The sequence below is a fragment of the Pontibacter sp. FD36 genome (assembly GCF_015686655.1).
GTDB lineage: Bacteria > Bacteroidota > Bacteroidia > Cytophagales > Hymenobacteraceae > Pontibacter.
Genome location: NZ_JADPMP010000010.1, coordinates 185,064 through 201,961 on the forward strand (window position 1 = coordinate 185,064; position 16,898 = coordinate 201,961).

The window sequence follows — 16,898 nt, forward strand, 5'->3', positions numbered from 1 at the left end:
CACCACTGCGACAGGTTGCAATGGTGCGTTACAGAAAGCTTAAATCTGCTCTACGAAATCTAAAAATACCTTTTTATGCAGTTCAAGGTCCATGTCAGGAGATAATGCTACGCGGGCAATATAGTCCTTGTCGTCTTCTTTCGTTGTCCCTTGAGTAGATGTTGCAGGTATTGTCCAATAACATCCTTTCAGTTGCCCGTAGCTCACGCAGTATTTACTTTCCTGGGGAATTTCTTCGATCATTAAATTGATCAGTTTCAAATTCAACTCCCTTTTATAGGCCTCCCTTTCTGCATCGGTATCCCCTTTCGTAGGAAGATCCAGTGAAAACACGGATGGCGTAAATCCTTCCTGCGCCAGTTCTTCTGAAACGAAATTGATTTTAGCCGCTGGCAAAACCTCTTTGATAAAGTTCACATAGTCACGTGTGTTCTTATAAGCATCTGCAATTCGCTGATTCATGGAAGGCAGCTGCTCTGCCAGTATCTCCATCTGAAGATCAGTAGCTTCGTTATCGCAGAGTATCAGGTGTTTTTCTATTTTTTCGAGCAAAGCTTCGGCCTTTTTGTTTGCTACACAGTAGCCGGCAGTAACTTTCCCGCCACTCGGAAATTTCGATCCGCTCACATAGGATATTGTCCTGACCGTGGAGAGTATACCGTCTTCACTTGCGAACTGCACATTCGGGCAAAATGTCTGATCTAGGATAAAGACCGGATCGATCGCAACCTCACCGGATGCAGTCCTGCGCTTTTTACTTAAGACATCTCTTAATTTTTGAAGATCCGGGACCTCAACCCTCGGGTTTGTTGGAATCTCAGCGATGATGTAAGGGACAGCATCCTGGCTGGCAATCCTGTCCAGTACGGTATCAATGCTTTGAACCATGTCGTGCTCCCCATCAACGAGTAAGTCCACCACTTCAACATTATCCAAACAAGCAGCTACTCGTCTTGCCTGGTCGTTTGTTCCACCATAGCAATTGGGGGGAACAACAAATCGGATACCCTTGCCTTTATGTCTTTCCAGGGCCTCGTGCACCAGCCCCATCATAATGGCATACTGCATAGACAGGCCGGATGAAGCAACAAGTGCTTTTGTATTAGTACCGGTGATCTTTCTGATTGACTCTACTACACGGGCTTTGTTCGTGGCAACATCACGCTGCTTATGATCAGAAGAAGGTTTTCCTGTCAGCTGCTGCAGGGCAGCAAAACTATTGGCCGGCGTCATGGCGATGGTTTCTCTTCTTCGCACATGCTGAATTTCAGAGATATAGGGCTCGTTTCGTTCCCCATTCACCAATAAGATACTTCCAAACTGAGAGTGAACCTGGACAAAGAAGTCTATAGTCGGGTTGAGGTCCACTTTCCCAATCTCATCTTCTTGCGATATGAAAATGGTACTACCATCAAACTTAGAAACCTCTTCTATTTTCTCAACCTGCTTTAAGTCAAATTTATAACCATAAACTTGCTTCAGCACTTCAGCATCGAAGGCATCCGGCAACTCGCCGGTATAAAGGACCTGTGTGTTCTTACGATCCAGTAAGTTTTTTCTGAGAACTGCTAAAACAGGAACCGTTCTGGAAGAAAAGCTGATAACATTCTCCGGTTTCAGATTATTCAACTTGGCAATACTCCATTCCAGTACAGAAGATAAGGGGTGCCCTAACCGAATATAATCGAATGCAGTGGGCAATTCACTGAGCGCTGTTGTTTCAGAATTGCTTTCCTTGTACAGTTTTTCAAACTGCTCTAAGAATTGGGTTTTGGCTAACTGTTCATTGTAAATATCCAGTCGGTGGGTAGTGAGCTTCAACCAATCGGCTGGCATATTTTCTAATACACCTTGTATATAATGAAGCACTTTATTTCCTTCCATAATTTTTATCTTGAGATAAGCTATAAAATACAAAGTAGTAGAAAATATAACTTCCTGCCTAGCTTTAAACTGATTGAGAAGATGCCAAACTACTACTGTTGTTTATTAGAGGTCTTCAACACCAAAGGAGGCTACCGCATAACCTTCTGTAAAAGAAAAGGACAAGCTTAGTCTTCGGATGCAGGTAGCCGATCAATTTCATCGTCATTTTTAGATGCACTGCGTTTAGCTTTTTTTGCCGCAGCTTTAAGAGACTCCTGATGTTTTTTCCTTTCCAGAAACTCTTTTTGGCGCTGCTTCTTCTGTTGGTCTCTTGCTCTGGTACTCATAACCTGATTTATTTTTTACAGTATCTGATTTTCGAATCTTACTAAGCCCCAATTTCTATAATAATCTTATTGCATAGCTGAGCTTCCTTCAAATATTTACGCAAAGCCGCTAAATCCATATGGATAGAGTCCGACAATTCATCCCTAATGATTATCGCAGCAGCACCCAGGTATATCTGAAACGATTATTATCAACCCATTTATTACAAGGGTATTTTCGGATAATTCTGCACTTCTGTTTCCTTGCCGCTTTTGAAGATTTTCAGCCGGCTAGGCCTATTCTGCTGCGCTACCTCATGTGCCTTCTCCAAGGCCTGCTCTTCGCCTTCAAATGCCTGTACAAGCTCTCTGTTATGATTCAGCACGCACCACTGCTTTTTTTCCTGATTCCATTCCACCCGGTATGTTTTAAACTGCGCCTTGTTCCGAATCAGGTCAAGTATCACCTTACCGTCGCTCTCGTTGCCATCCGGGTAAGGCATGGGTAGCAGGGCAAAGAATACATAATAAAGCGAAAAATACGTAAATTGGTAAGTGAGTATACCTGGCTCCAGCGTCTTGTTTTCGATGAGGTAAACTACCACGAGCGCTGCAAGTGTATTAAATAATGCTCCCCCCGAAAATATGAGGATGTTGGCAAACCGTTCGTTTCGCTTCAGGTTTTCAAAAGTGCAGAGACCATACCAAAAATAGTACTTTCGAACTTCCACTATACCTACCCTAAAAAGCACTTTACCAGCGCCTATAGAAACTTTTATGTTCTTCCCTCCCATTAGCCAGGCGAAGAATACATGCCCAGCCTCGTGCACAAGAGAAATTATTGGTAACACAAGAAAGAAAGCCAGAAAAAACTTAGGGAGGTCATTAATTTCAAACATAGCTTCAGGTATACGTTTTACAGAAAGCTGGATGCTGCCAGAAAAGCAAATATGATCGCCATTACATGACTTCAGGTGTAACCAGGTTTCTTATACCTGACACAATCATGTCGATACCGATGGCACCCAGGAAGAAGCCGTTGATACGCAGCAACAACTCCATGTTCTTGTCAAAAGCGACCTGCACTTTTTTGGAGTGCATACTCCGGCGTATATACTTCAGACCCATGATAATGCCAAAGTTGATCAGCATGATACTGACCAGCGAAAGCACTCCCTGCCACAGCACTAGTTGCTCTGACATCAGTACGGTAAGCGATATGGTACCTGCGCCCACCATGAAGGGCAGAGCTATTTCTGAGGCCAGGTCGTGAAGATCCCCTTTTATCTGGATGAAGGCTTTCTTACCCTGCACGATAAACATATAGGCAAAGGAGAACAGCACAACGCCGCCGAATATCCGGAATGACTCAAAATTGATGCGGAACACTTTCTGAAACACCAGGTCACCCAACAGCAAAAAGACCAGGTAAATGCCAAAGGAAATACTGCTGGCTTTGATAAAGACAGATCGGAAATCTTCATCAGACAGGTCTTTCATGATGGGCTTCAGATATAGGAAAAGCGCAAAAGGGTTAAGCATTACCAAAAAACTAACAATTGCTGTAATCATAAATATCAGGACTGGTTGAGGGTGCCTTTAACTACGCAGCACAGCACAGGTAGATATAAAAAAAGCATGTGAAGCTTTAACATAGCTTCACATGCTTTCCTCGGGATCAGGTGAGTCATCAACCCGCTTATAGTTGACAGCCAACGTCTAAGGCCTGGTTGTTTGTTTAGAAAATATTATTCGGGAGAGAAACCAGTATTTGTTAAATCGACTGATTTTCAAAAATGAATTCCATGGTATAGTTGTGGTATTCGGGCTGCGTGATACCGGCCACATACGGCAGGTTGTGCTCTTGTGTGTACTTCGCTCTGTAGGCTTGGTCTACCTGCAGGTTCAGGTCAGTGTCTCTCACCTGCTCTCCTCTTACGTTCAGCACTTGTTGGCCGTACTGAATCTGACCCACGCCTTCTTCCAAAAAAGCAGTGAACCAGCTTCTGTTACTTTTGGTCCAGCTTCGGGCAAAGACCCTTCCTGCTACTTCGACCATCCAGATGTTCAGAAAAGTCTCTCGCTCTACGCCGCCTTTAACGCCTACGAGTGTAGAGGAGCCCAGGTAGGCTATAAAATCAGTCGGGAAGGATTGTTGCTTCATGTTGTGTAGCTGACGAGATTTAGCGTGCACTGGCTACCCGCGCCTGTTTCCTTGTATTTTTGGGTTGGGCCGGGTACATAAAATTGCGCACATCCTTCATGTAGTTCAGGCTGCCATTGGTTAGATTGCTGAGCACAATGATGGAACTGTGGTCTTTTGGGTTGCGCAGGAAATAAGTATTGAAACCATGCCACAAGCCGCCATGGTAGATTACAGTATCGCCACTCTCCACCTGCTTCAGACGAAAGCCGAAGCCGTAGGACTCAGCGCGCTTGTTGACCTTTCCGGTTGGCATAAAGGCCTCCTCCAGCGTTTCGCGCTTCACCAGTTTTTGGGTATAGAGCGCCTGGTCCCATTTGTAAAGATCCTCCACGGTTGAGTACATACCTTTATCACCCAATACGGTGTCCTGGTAGTCAGGCAGGCGCTTGCGACGACCACCGATGTGCCCTGTTGCCACACGACCGGTTTGGGTGACCAGTTCGTGGTTGAAGGTATAGGTATCATGCATTTTGAGCGGCTCAAAAATATGCTCCCGCATAAACTCGGCAAAAGGCTGTCCGGAAGCCTTTTCTACCACGGAAGCCAGCAACGCATAGCCTGTGTTACTGTAGCTGAAGGTTCGGTCAGGCTGGTAATAAATGTTGGGTTTGTGCACAGCCATCATACTCAGCACGTCGTCGTTGCTCAGATCCACTTTACGGTCTGGCCAGAATTCTTCGCTGAAATAGGTATAGTTAGGCAAGCCGGAACGGTGCGTGAGCAGCTGACGCACTGTTATGCCTTTGTAAGGAAAATCAGGGATGTATACCTGCAGGCTGTCATCGTAGTTAAGCTTACCCTGCTCTTTCAGCATCATGATGGCCATGGCCGTAAACTGCTTTGAAACGGAAGCTAGTTGAAAAACCGTCTGAGTGCTAAGGGTGTCTTTCGTCTTGAAATCAGCGTACCCGAAAGCGCCGCGGTAAATGATCTGGTCATACTTGGTCACGAGCACTGTCCCGTTAAAGCCCTTGCGCTTGTGCAAATGCGTGAAAAGGGAATCGACCTCTTTACCAAGTTTGGTCGCAATGGTGGGAGTAAAGGTTTCAGGTACCTCTACGTGTAATTCACAGTCTTCCTCGACGATCAGCTCTTCGTTCTGAAAGCCGGAGCAGGCACTAAAAGATAGAAATAAAGCGCACGCCACTACGCTCCGAATTAAAAGCGACTGAATGTTACTAAAAGCCATACCTGAAATATACCAACAAGGGAAATGAGCTTTAAATATAAAGGAAGTTTCTGATTAATCGGAAAGGAAATTCCATAAAACTTAAAAATCAGGCTATTAAAACCTCACTATTTAACGTACACAATTTGCTCTACTCCGCTAGTATTGAAAATGAATCCCATATGGCCTCACAGTTCTGTGAGTTGGCCTGTTCCCGCATAAGTTAAATGCTATTGCTTTTCATAATTGCACCGAAATTAAGCTTACTCCAGAGTTTTACCCCTATTCTACTACTTCATATCGATAGCTATCAGCCATTTACCTATCTGTATTCAACCTACAAACAGTGCAATACCCCCAATAGACTAACCCAAATAAATCACACTTACACTAAGTAATATGGTACTTATACTCATTTTTTACTAAAAATTAAGAAATCTTAAAATTCATGTAAATAAAATTAATGCAATACCGTACAGGTAGTTATAAAATCCAAAAGACAGATATAATAGCATGGTTCTCAAGGTTTTTTATACCCTGTAGCAGAATCAATATATAGGTTAAATAATATTTTTAGATTTTCACACCTCAATCCCACTATGAAAAGAAACTTACTTCTCCAGTCAATCAGTTTCCAACTGCATTACCCGAATCCAATTTAGGCAGCTGATTTCTAATTAGGCAAACCAAAACAAGGCACATATTTCCGCCATTTGAGCAGGACTTACCAAAGCCCAGCCTGGCACCGCCTTGCCTATACTTTATTATAAAAAAAGATTAACAATTACTTACACATTACTACTATGAAAAAAAATTACGCTTACTCAATTCTTACGAACCAAGTCTGCTACGGCTCCTCTCGGCTGTGGCGGCTCTTTGCTTTTAGCCTCTTGTGCTTGTTTCTGTATCCTCTTACTGGCCTTCAGGCGAATTCAAAAAATAATGTTACCAAATCAGAAGATAATTTAACTGTACATATCGGCCTTGGAAGTGTGTTACAAATTGATTGCTATGGCACTCCTATTCAAGCATACACGCATGTTTACCTGAATGGCGATGAGCTCACAGAGGGCGTCACTTATACATGGTCTGGCCCTAATGATTATTCTTCAGAAGAACGTGCGGCAACCGTTTCAGAGCCTGGTGATTATACAGTTGAGGTAACACACCTGGCTACTGGTTTAACGGCAACTGCGACTCATAGAATTTCACAAAGACCCAGACCTGAGGGAAGTGCTGGACCTGATAAAGTGCTGACGCGTGACAACCCAACTGTTACGTTAGAGGGGTCGGTTGTAAATAACTCGGGGCAACCCATATGGCTAGCCAGCGACGGGGGCAATTTTGTTTCAGGTTACAGAACACTTAACCCGATTGTGGATGCCCCGGGCACCTATACCTTAAAGCTTCAGGATGGAAGAGGATGCTCCACAGAATACACGGTGAAAGTTACCCGTGAAGAAGAAAATACATTAGCTGCACGTATCGATTATGGCTCTGCAAAACAACTCGATTGTGATCGCAATGCTATTACATTAAATGCCTACGTTACACTGAATGGAGAGGAAATAACAGAAGGTATTACGTATAGTTGGACTGGCCCTAATAGCTACTATCCACAACTACAGGCAGTATCCGTTAATGAACCTGGGGAACATACGGTTGTGGCTACACACATTGCCACTGGAGCAACAGCAACCGCGACACTGACCGTTTCTCGAATGCCTTCTCCTGAAGGAAGTGCAGGCCCCAACAAAGTGCTAACGGCCGAAAACCCTACTGTTACACTCGAAGGATCCTTAGTAGAAGGGTCAGTGATAAGTGGTTTGTATGAAGTAAGATGGGATGCCATTGATGGAGGCGAAATTGTTTCGGGTCACTGGACATTCAACCCGGTCGTCGCTACTCCTGGTACTTATCGAATGTCAATTATGGACCGTATAAGCAAGTGCACATTCAGAGAAGATGTAATAGTTACCCGCGAGGGGGAAATTCCGCTTGTGGCTTTTATTACATCTTCAAATGGTTCTATGCTTGATTGTTCTCGTTCATACGCCATCAATATGACTGGCCACGTTCGATTAAATGACCAACCTGCATCAGGAAACTTATCGTACCAATGGGCCGGCCCTGATGGGTTTAGCTCAAACGGTAAGGAGATTGCTGTTAAAGTGCCTGGTAATTATACTCTTACGGTAACAGACACCATCCGTAACCTTTCTACTACATCCGAGCCATTTAGAGTTGGCACCTATGATAATCCAAAGGGTAGTGCTGGTCCCGACAAAGTACTGACCAGCCAGAACAGCACTGTCACTCTGGAAGGTTCAGTTAGTGGTGGCTTCTCCCTGCAATGGGTCGCAAGCGATGGTGGTAACATTGTCTCAGGCGAACGAACACTCAGACCAGTGGTGAATGCACCGGGAACTTACACAATAATAATCACTGATACTGGAGGCGAATGCAAATATGAAGATTCTGTAGTAGTTACCCGTGAGGAGGAAAATATATTAACTGCCGAAATTGGCTTTACAAATGTTCCGGAGCTTGATTGTGCTGGCTCTAATTCTGTGACAATGATTGGTTTCGCTTATCTCAATGAAGAACCCATACAAGAGAGAATTACCTACCAGTGGAGCGGACCAAATGGATACACTGCTGATAGCAAAACTGTTACAGTAACCGAACCAGGTGATTATATTTTAGTAGTAACTGAGATAATCGGAAATCTAACCGCAACAAGCAGTTATACAATTAACCCGCCTGTATACCCCACGGGCAGCGCCGGGCCTGACAAAAAACTGACTTGCCAAAATAGCACTGTTACACTCGAGGGGTCTGGTGATGGTGCTGTGATATGGTTAGCAAGCCACGGAGGCAACATTGTATCAGGCGAGCGTACGTTTAACCCGGTCGTGAACACCCCAGGCATTTACACCATGGTAGTCACCAATGTAAAAAGCGGCTGCAAAATTGAAAGTGAGGTAAAAGTTATCCGCGAAGAGGCACTTACAGTAAGCGCTATCGGCGGCCAGTTGGATTGCACGACTGGAACCATTCAACTGACGGGCTCATCCTCCGCTGAAAACGCAACCTATACCTGGACCGGCCCGAATGGTTTTATATCCATAGAGCAAAACCCGGTGGTGAAAGTAGCGGGCACCTATACCCTAACCGTTTCCGACAAGGATAGTGACTGCTCCGGCTCTACCAGCGTTGTGGTGACCCCTGCCTCAACTGGCGTGGAAATCACGCAGCATACCATCGACTTTGATAGCCAGCCAAGGGGCCTGATTTCAAGCATTAACACGGAGGCCGGACCAGTGGCGATAACGGGCAGAAAACGCATGCCGGACGGCACTTTCGCTCCCGAGAATTACGCAGCAATTTTTGACTCCCAAGACCCGACCGGCGATGACACCAACCTCTACACAACAGATTGGGGACAGGTGCTGATCATCAACCAATATCAAAATAACTACCCGGATGCAACACAGTGGGGCGGCGAAATCATACTTGACTTCTCAGCCGTGGGGCCTGTAACTATGGAATCCTTTAGAGTAGTGGGCGTGGATAATTTTGAGGATATGACATGGGTATACCTCTATGACGCGGATGGCAAGGAACTGAACAAGGTATACCTGAAACCGCTTGGTATGAACAGCAAGCAACTTGTCAACCTGGGCAACACCAGAGGTGTTATGAAAATGAAAGTGGTGCTGGATGGCAGAGACGGGTCTGGCGATTTTGCTGGATCGGCAGCTATCGACAACATCAAGTTCCACAGGGAGACAGCTACCAACACTCCTTGTAATACAGAAGTCACGAACATTACACATGCCAAGGCCTACCCTACTTCTTTCAGTGAGCGGTCAAAAATTGAGTTCATCATGCGTGAAACTGATAACTACACCATCAGCCTTTATGACACGCAGGGCATGCTGATTAAGCAGCTACAAACAGGTACCGCCAGAGCAGGCGAATTAACCACAGTAGAAGTGCATGGCCAGGAACTGAAAGAAGGTATGTACTTCGCCAGACTTGTGAGTGAGAAAGGCTCACATACATTTAAGCTGGTATTGAAGCGATAAGACCTAGCGCTGTCACATTTCTTAAGAAAAGCCCCGTCTCCGCTGGAGTCGGGGCTTTTTAATAAAATAGCCTGAGTCAACTTCTTCTTATATCAGAAGTATATAAAAGAAGAGGTTTGATGTGACGGTTAGAGGTGTGATGGGATCTCCGATTAATATTATCATTTTCATAATACTGCTGTTAGCTCCCGTACAGGAAGACGCTTACAAAGTGCAGCGAGAGCGAATGGTCGAGCAGCAGATCAAACGACGCGGAATAAGTGACAAAGCCGTGCTGAATGCCATGCGCTCTGTGCAACGGCACCTCTTTGTACCTCCTTCCATCGCTGCAGAAGCCTACTCTGACGGCGCATTGCCCATAGGGCTCAAGCAAACTATTTCACAGCCTTACATGGTGGCTTATATGACGCAGGTGATCAGACCTAAACCAGATATGAAAGTGCTGGAAATCGGCACCGGCTCTGGCTATCAGGCTGCTGTGCTGGCTGAAATCGTCAAGCAGGTATACACCATTGAAATTGTACCGGAGCATGGGCGGGCGGCGGCGGCACGACTAAAACAACTGGGTTATGATAACGTGGAGGTCAAAATAGGCGACGGCTATGCTGGCTGGACGGAGCATGCGCCTTTCGACGCCATTGTCGTGACGGCCGGTGCCGAGTCTGTTCCCCCTCCCCTGTTTGAACAACTCAAAGAAGGCGGCCGCATGGTTATACCTGTCGGTCCTGTTTATAGTACCCAAACCCTCAAGCTGATCGAAAAGAAAAAGGGCAAAGCTGTGACCCGCAACCTGATGCCTGTCGTATTTGTGCCTTTTACAAGAGAAGGACAGCGGTAATCACCTTTCATCCCGAATTAATGAGGAAGAGATGAGGCAGCGGCATCTGAAAAAATATACCCATACCTGCAGAATTGCGTAAGCGCTATATAGCAACAAGCAAGCATAGCTATAATTTCATACTTGCCTTGCTAATCATAACCCTTTTGACATATAAAGCTTACACATGCAGAAAATTCTATTCTCCTTCCTGATCATCCTTTTAACGGTAACTACAGCTTCGGCACAGGTAGAACCCGACACCACCTGGCGCAGAACTTTTTCGGCGGGCATCAACCTGAACCAGGCCGCCTTCAGCGACAACTGGAAAGCAGGCGGCATCAGCTCAATTGCTTTCAATTCGCACCTGGATGCACGCGCCGATTATAAGCTGGGTAAAACCTCCTGGGACAACGCCGTGCAAATGCAGTACGGTTTGCTTAAAAACAAGGGTGAGGAGCAGCGCAAGAGTATCGACCGCATCTTCCTGGACTCCAAGTATGGCTATGCTATTTCTTCGGACTGGAACACTTTTGTGTCGGCTAACTTCCTGTCGCAGTTCACCAGAGGCTATGAATATGACGTGGACGCCGACGGCAACGACCGGCTTATTTCAAACTTCCTGTCGCCGGGCTTCCTGACGTTTGCACTGGGGGCTGAATATAAACCGAACCCTTACTTTTCACTTCGCCTGAGCCCTTTCGCACCCCGCTTTACTTTTCTGGCAGATGACGCGGTAGCAGCTAATGAGCGATACGGCGTGCCGGAAGGCAAAAGTGTACGCACGGAGTGGTTAGCGGCCATGGTGCAGGCCACTTATAACCGCGATATCTTCACTAATGTCAACCTCCGGCTGAATTACATGTCCTACATCAATTATAAGGAGCTGTCCGGTAAGCGCATTGACCACATGCTCAACTCCACACTCACGGCTAAGGTAAACCGCTACATCAACGTCAACCTGATGGCCAACTTCATCTACGACTACGACCAAGACAGCGACGTGCAGTATAACCAGTCACTTGGTTTGGGTATACTCTATACCATGCAGGGTTTTACTGTGCGTTAGTATATTTAGCGTTACTAACGATGCAGCTTGTTGGGGATTTCACTACAGGGGCCTTCGTAGCGTACAAAAATGTGAATGTAGAGTGAGCGAGACCATCTGAAGATCACCGGCAACAAGCCAACCACCACGGCAGCCACCACCCCAATCATCATGGCCATCGTGATCTCCTCTACGAATTGGGAAAGGATGAAGAGACACACAATGAAGATGGCCACATTGAATGCGAAACTCACGTACATGGCGCCATAATAAAAGCCGGGCTCCGGCTCAAACTCCTGCCCACAGCAGGGGCAGTTGGTGTGCATATCAGAAAACCTGGTGGTATAGAGTCCACTCTTGAACATTTTGCCTTCACGGCAACGCGGGCATCTGTTGAAAATGATACTGTATAATACGGAGTTTCGGTTGCTCATGCTGTGTCTTTCTCTGATGTTAGGACATACTTCTCAAAGGTACGTCTTTTAAGAAATAAGGCACAGCAGCGGCCTAAATTTACAGTTCTAAAATTCTACAATAAACCCTAACGTAGGCACCAGATTGCCATCATTGTTTTTGAGAATGACAGGTATGGCATTACTTCCATCGTTGCGCAGCGGATTGCCATCGGTGGTCGCGAAACCGGTGTTGTCCTCGTTGCGCTGGAAGGTATAGCGGTCGAAGCCGGGTGTGTTGCTGGCCAGCACATTGGCAATGTCCAGAAACAGGTCAAGTGTGATGCGGCTGAAGTTCCACTTTTTGTCGATGCGCACATCCAACTGGCTGAGTGGCCGCAGACGCTCTGAGTTGAGGCGGGTGTAGTCGAGTATACCTACACCCAGCGAGGCATAGTTGCGCTGCGAGGACTCCAGATCGAAAGGCGTAGCAGGTGCACCGCCTGCGAAACGGTACTTGGCTCCAAACTCCCAGTTGTGTGGCAGCTTCTTTCCCAGCAAGCCGGAGGCGAGGTGGCGGTAGTCCCATGCACTAGCCACATAGCGACCGTCGGTACCGGCAAACTCGCTGATCACATAGGTATAGGACAGCACACCGAACACCGACCCCGTCAGCTTTTTCTGTACATAAAACTCCGCTCCGTAAGCCCTCCCCTTCCCGGTGGTACTCACGGCTTCATTACCAATCGAACCGAAATCACCTCCCTGGTTGGCCAGCGAAATACCATCGCGCAGCGACACAGGGTAGTTGTCATAGTCTTTATAGAAGCCCTCAACTGTGAAGCGCAGATCCTCGCGTGGCAGAAACTCCGTGCCCAGCACATAGTGGATGGACCGGATGTAATCAGCTGAGCGGTTCAGGAAGCGGTTATTCTCCTGATAACCTAGTACAGTATAGGTTGGTAGTTTATAATAAGTGCCCCAAGAGCCGTTGATCGTCCATTTATCTGTAAGCAGGTATGAGGCTGACAGGCGCGGCGAGAGCGTTTTCAGCGGATTGCGGCCTTCGTCTGTGAAGGTGTTCATGTCGGTGCGCAGGCCAAAAGACAGCCCGAGCCGGTTGTTTAGCACCGTACGTGACACCTGACCGAAAGCCCCATACCTGAAGAAGTCGAGGTTTGTGTCGTAGTCCACCGTTACGGCAGGCTGCACCAGGTTTCCGTTTTCATCTCGCACCTCGTTGCGGATCAGGCTGAAGATGTCGTTGGTGAACTGTACATACTGCCCCGACACTCCATAAGCATACTTGAAACCGTTCTGGTACTTATTCACGTCCAGGCGCAGCTTATTCTCGGTTTCACGTGAAGTTGATTTGAGGGTGAGCTGGGAATTACTTCCCTCCTGCGCCGCCTCCGTCTTTTCCAGATCAATGTTAAAGGCGTTTCGGCTTAAAGCCAGGTTCACGTAGCCATCTTTTACGAGCCTTTTCATGGCCACGCCAGTCGTGTAGTTCCATTGGTTGTTGGAAGGTATAGAGCGCAGAATGTACTCACTTTCAGGCGTACTGTTGCGCGGCACCCCAAAGGCAAACTCATCAATGGCCCCCACCCCGATGAACGAAAGCGATGTTTTGCTGTCGATCTTGTGGTCAACCTTATACTGGAAGTCCCAGTAATTAGGCCGGATAGGCAGATCGAGCAACTTGAACAGGAACTGCAAATAGCTGCGCCGCGCCGATACGAGGTAGGTTGTTTTCGAAGAAAGCGGTCCCTCTAGTGTTGTCGCAAACTCCGAGCCGCTCAGGCGCACGTTGCCCGAGAAACGCTCCGGGTTGCCATAGCGCTGCCGGAACTCAAAAACCGAAGCCAGGGCATTGTCGTACCGGGCGTCGAAGGCGGAAGAGCTCACCTTCAGGTCCTCGATAAAGGATACGTTCAGGATACCGGTTGCCCCGCCTGCACTGCCCTGCGTGGTAAAGTGATTGATCAACGGAATCTCGATGCCATCGAGGTAATACACGTTCTCGCTCGGCGCGCCGCCACGGATGATGAGGTCGTTGCGGCTACCCCCGCCGGAGCCGCTGGTGGCCACACCCGGTAGTACTTGCACTACTTTCGAGATGTCGAAGTTACCGCCCGGGTTGCTGCGGATCTCCTCTGTGCTCAGGCTTTGCACCGACAGCGGCGTCACGATATCGGCGATGGCCGCGCTCTGTCGGCGCCGTGCCACCACTTCTACCTCACCCAACTGACTTGAAGCCGGCACCAGCTCAAAGTTGATGATCTGGGCATTACCTGAGGTTACGTTCACGTTGAATTTACTTAGTGGCTGGTAGCCAATGTATGAGCTCTGTAAGGTATAGCTGCCCAGTGGAATGTTGTCGATCCGGTAGGAGCCGCTTTCGTTGGTAACCGTACCCAGCTGTGTGCCTACCACCTGCACCGATACTCCGATCAGGGCCTCTCTGGTGTTGGCGTCGCGCACAGTACCCGTTATCACACCAGACTGTGCAAAGCTAAGTGTTGGCAAAAGCAGTAAGAAAAAGAAGAATAAGCGCATGGTTGAAAGGCTAAATCATATCGCAGGTATTACACACTTCCAGCCGAAATGTTTTGAAAACACTATATATTTTTAGTGACTACATTTCCAGAGAGTTACCATCAAATTTAATCCTTTGATGTTTAAACACTTAGAGTCATCCCTTTCTGATATTAATTATAGCTCGCTCACTAACTCCCGCAGCCTGTCGGCATTGAGCACGGCATTGCCTACGATGGTGTTATTAAAGAATACCCATACCTCTTTGCCATCTTCCAGCCAATCTTTCACCATGTAGGCATAACGCTCCAGCTTTTCGTCGGAGTAGGACGAGGAGTACATTTTCTCGTCGCCGTGGAGCCGCAGGTAGGCTATATCAGTGGTCGTAACTTCAGTGCCCGGGAACCGCTTGCCGGCATTGGCGATAACGGTGGTAATGTTGTGTTCGCGCATCAAGTCAAAGGACTCCTCCGTGAACCACGTGACGTGCCGGGCCTCCAGCGCAAAAGCCTGCTCTGGGTATAGCTCCCGCAAGGTATGGTAAAAATCACCAGCTATACCTTTGTCGAATCGGAAACTGCCGGCGATCTGCACCAGCACCGGTCCCAGCCGCTCTCCCATTAGCTGGTAGCGTGACATGAATTTCTGCAGCGGTTCTTCGATATCCTGAAACTTGCGCTTGTGCGTGATCTCCTGGTGCAGCTTGGGTGCAAACTTAAAATGCGCCGGTGTCTGAGTCAGCCACTTCTCAATGGTTTTGGCCATGGTGAAGTGGTAGAAGCTGCTGTTGATCTCCGTGCAGTTAAAGCGGTTGGCATAGTGGCTCAGGAAGTCTGCCGACTTAAGCTCAGGCGGATACAGCACTTCCCGCCAGCGGTAGCTCCAGCCGGAAGTGCCGATGTATAGCCTATTTGAATCTGTGTCCGTCATAAGCCCTTACGCACCCAGCGGGAAGTTGAACACAAAGGCCGTACCGTCTGGCGTAATGCCGTCCAGCCGCACCATACCGCTGCGCGATGCTGCCAGTGATTTACTGATGTCAGCAAGGCTATTCACAGGGCGGCCGTTCACGCGGGCGATCACGGTTCCCTCCGGTATACCTGCTGAGTCGAAGAACCCCCCTGGCTGAATCTTAGTGACGTACACGCCCTCGCTCAGACCGTAGCGCTGCTTCATACGATCGTTGATTGGCGCAAAAGTAGCACCTAATCTTGCTTCTAAGCCTTTGGCAGCGCCCTCGGTAACTGTTTCCTCTTCTTCGCCCTGCAATGTGACCGTGGCTTTTCGCTGTTTGCCATCCCGCAATATCGCCAACTCTACCCTGTCGCCGGGGTAGTAGCGGGCAATGCGTTCTGAAAGCTCTGCTGATGTGTTCACTTCAATGCCGTCTATACCTTGTATAATGTCGCCTTCTTTCAAGCCTGCTTTTTCGGCGCCGCTACCCGGCTGAACACCCATGATGTACACGCCACTCACTTCTCCCGGATCGATGCCCCGTGCCCGCAGCATCTGGTCCTCTACAGCGGGAACCGGGAAGTTCACACCCAAAAAGCCCCGACGTACCTGCCCGTACTTCCGTATATCGCCCACAACTTTCTGCATCAGGTTGACAGGTATAGCAAAGCCATAACCAGCATAGCTACCCGTTTGCGAGGCAATGGCTGTATTGATGCCGATCAGCTGCCCGGAAGTGTTAACCAGAGCACCACCGCTGTTGCCGGGGTTAATGGCCGCGTCAGTTTGAATAAAAGACTCGATGGCGGTATTGGCTACCTGTGCTGGGTCCACGTATCCGCCCTGCCCTGGCCGGTTCAGGATGCCGATGCTACGGCCTTTGGCGCTCACAATACCAGCTGTTACAGTCGAGTTAAGCGAAAGCGGGTAACCTACGGCCAGCACCCATTCTCCTACCTGCACTTTATCTGAATCACCTAGCGGCACCACCGGCAAATCACTTGCCTCCACTTTAAGCAAAGCCAGGTCCGTGCTTGGGTCCGTTCCGATCAGCTTGGCCTCGAAGGTACGGCGGTCAGGCAGCACCACTTCTATACCTGAGGCCCGGTCGATCACGTGGTTATTGGTCACGATATAGCCATCGCCTGATATGAGTACACCTGAGCCTGAGCCACGTGCCGGGGTGGATTGCTGTGGCACACCGAACAACTCGTAGATTGGGTTGCGACTGGTTTGGTTGACGTTGTAAAGCGTTTTGATGTGCACGACGGCAGGCGTCACATTGGCTGCGGCCGGCACAAAATCCGGGTTGCCAACCGACGAGACCACCGGTGTGGCAGCAGTGTTATCGTTGTTGAAGTTGCCGTTTTGCTGTGAACTGCCTTCGAAGAGTTTGTACCCCACAATGGCTAGCACGGCAGAAAGGATGGCAATCAAAAAAGTGCCGACAGCTTTTCCCATAAATATTGATGTTTTACCACTTGCTTTACCG

At 48.0% G+C, this 16,898-nt stretch carries 13 protein-coding genes; 3 read left to right on the forward strand and 10 right to left on the reverse strand.

The window, feature by feature from the left end; translation table 11 throughout:
- Positions 1–39: 39 nt before the first annotated feature.
- The 6 genes from I0P70_RS15510 to I0P70_RS15535 all read right to left on the reverse strand — a co-directional run bounded on the left by I0P70_RS15510 (position 40) and on the right by I0P70_RS15535 (position 5,587).
- The gene (locus tag I0P70_RS15510) at positions 40–1,884 is read right to left on the reverse strand and encodes a PLP-dependent transferase (RefSeq protein ID WP_196119746.1); all 1,845 of its coding nucleotides are present in this window, start codon (positions 1,882–1,884) and stop codon (positions 40–42) included.
- Positions 1,885–2,051: 167 nt separating this feature from the next.
- A complete protein-coding gene (locus tag I0P70_RS15515) occupies positions 2,052–2,213 on the reverse strand; it encodes a hypothetical protein (RefSeq protein WP_196119749.1) in 162 nt (53 codons plus the stop codon).
- A gap of 203 nt (positions 2,214–2,416) precedes the next feature.
- Positions 2,417–3,091: a site-2 protease family protein gene (locus I0P70_RS15520; RefSeq protein WP_196119751.1), complete on the reverse strand. Its 675-nt coding sequence runs from the start codon at positions 3,089–3,091 to the stop codon at positions 2,417–2,419.
- A 61-nt stretch (positions 3,092–3,152) separates the two neighbouring features.
- The gene (locus I0P70_RS15525) at positions 3,153–3,764 is read right to left on the reverse strand and encodes a MarC family protein (protein ID WP_196119753.1); all 612 of its coding nucleotides are present in this window, start codon (positions 3,762–3,764) and stop codon (positions 3,153–3,155) included.
- Between the two features lie 202 nt (positions 3,765–3,966).
- Positions 3,967–4,356, reverse strand: coding sequence for a DUF2255 family protein (locus I0P70_RS15530; protein WP_230392232.1), 390 nt, complete (start codon positions 4,354–4,356; stop codon positions 3,967–3,969).
- A 19-nt stretch (positions 4,357–4,375) separates the two neighbouring features.
- Positions 4,376–5,587 carry a serine hydrolase gene (locus I0P70_RS15535; RefSeq protein ID WP_230392233.1) on the reverse strand — a complete coding sequence of 404 codons (1,212 nt, stop codon included), beginning with the start codon at positions 5,585–5,587 and terminating at the stop codon, positions 4,376–4,378.
- Positions 5,588–6,816: 1,229 nt separating this feature from the next.
- On the opposite strand from I0P70_RS15535, the gene I0P70_RS15540 reads away from it, so the two are divergent.
- From I0P70_RS15540 to I0P70_RS15550, 3 genes are all read left to right on the forward strand, one after another.
- The gene (locus I0P70_RS15540; protein ID WP_196119757.1) at positions 6,817–9,657 is read left to right on the forward strand and encodes a T9SS type A sorting domain-containing protein; all 2,841 of its coding nucleotides are present in this window, start codon (positions 6,817–6,819) and stop codon (positions 9,655–9,657) included.
- A gap of 121 nt (positions 9,658–9,778) precedes the next feature.
- Positions 9,779–10,495: a protein-L-isoaspartate(D-aspartate) O-methyltransferase gene (locus I0P70_RS15545; protein ID WP_370583235.1), complete on the forward strand. Its 717-nt coding sequence runs from the start codon at positions 9,779–9,781 to the stop codon at positions 10,493–10,495.
- A gap of 166 nt (positions 10,496–10,661) precedes the next feature.
- The gene (locus I0P70_RS15550) at positions 10,662–11,543 is read left to right on the forward strand and encodes a DUF3078 domain-containing protein (RefSeq protein WP_196119759.1); all 882 of its coding nucleotides are present in this window, start codon (positions 10,662–10,664) and stop codon (positions 11,541–11,543) included.
- A 14-nt stretch (positions 11,544–11,557) separates the two neighbouring features.
- Here I0P70_RS15550 and I0P70_RS15555 read toward each other — a convergent pair whose 3' ends face one another.
- The 4 genes from I0P70_RS15555 to I0P70_RS15570 all read right to left on the reverse strand — a co-directional run bounded on the left by I0P70_RS15555 (position 11,558) and on the right by I0P70_RS15570 (position 16,867).
- On the reverse strand, positions 11,558–11,956 hold the full coding sequence (locus tag I0P70_RS15555; RefSeq protein WP_196119761.1) for a DUF983 domain-containing protein: 399 nt from the start codon (positions 11,954–11,956) through the stop codon (positions 11,558–11,560).
- 87 nt (positions 11,957–12,043) lie between these two features.
- Positions 12,044–14,473, reverse strand: a complete 2,430-nt coding sequence (locus tag I0P70_RS15560; RefSeq protein WP_196119763.1) for a TonB-dependent receptor — start codon at positions 14,471–14,473, stop codon at positions 12,044–12,046.
- 156 nt (positions 14,474–14,629) lie between these two features.
- Positions 14,630–15,382, reverse strand: a complete 753-nt coding sequence (locus tag I0P70_RS15565; protein WP_196119765.1) for a DUF72 domain-containing protein — start codon at positions 15,380–15,382, stop codon at positions 14,630–14,632.
- Positions 15,383–15,388: 6 nt separating this feature from the next.
- Positions 15,389–16,867 (reverse strand): Do family serine endopeptidase, encoded by a 1,479-nt coding sequence (locus tag I0P70_RS15570; RefSeq protein ID WP_196119767.1) that lies wholly within the window; start codon positions 16,865–16,867, stop codon positions 15,389–15,391.
- Positions 16,868–16,898: the final 31 nt, after the last annotated feature.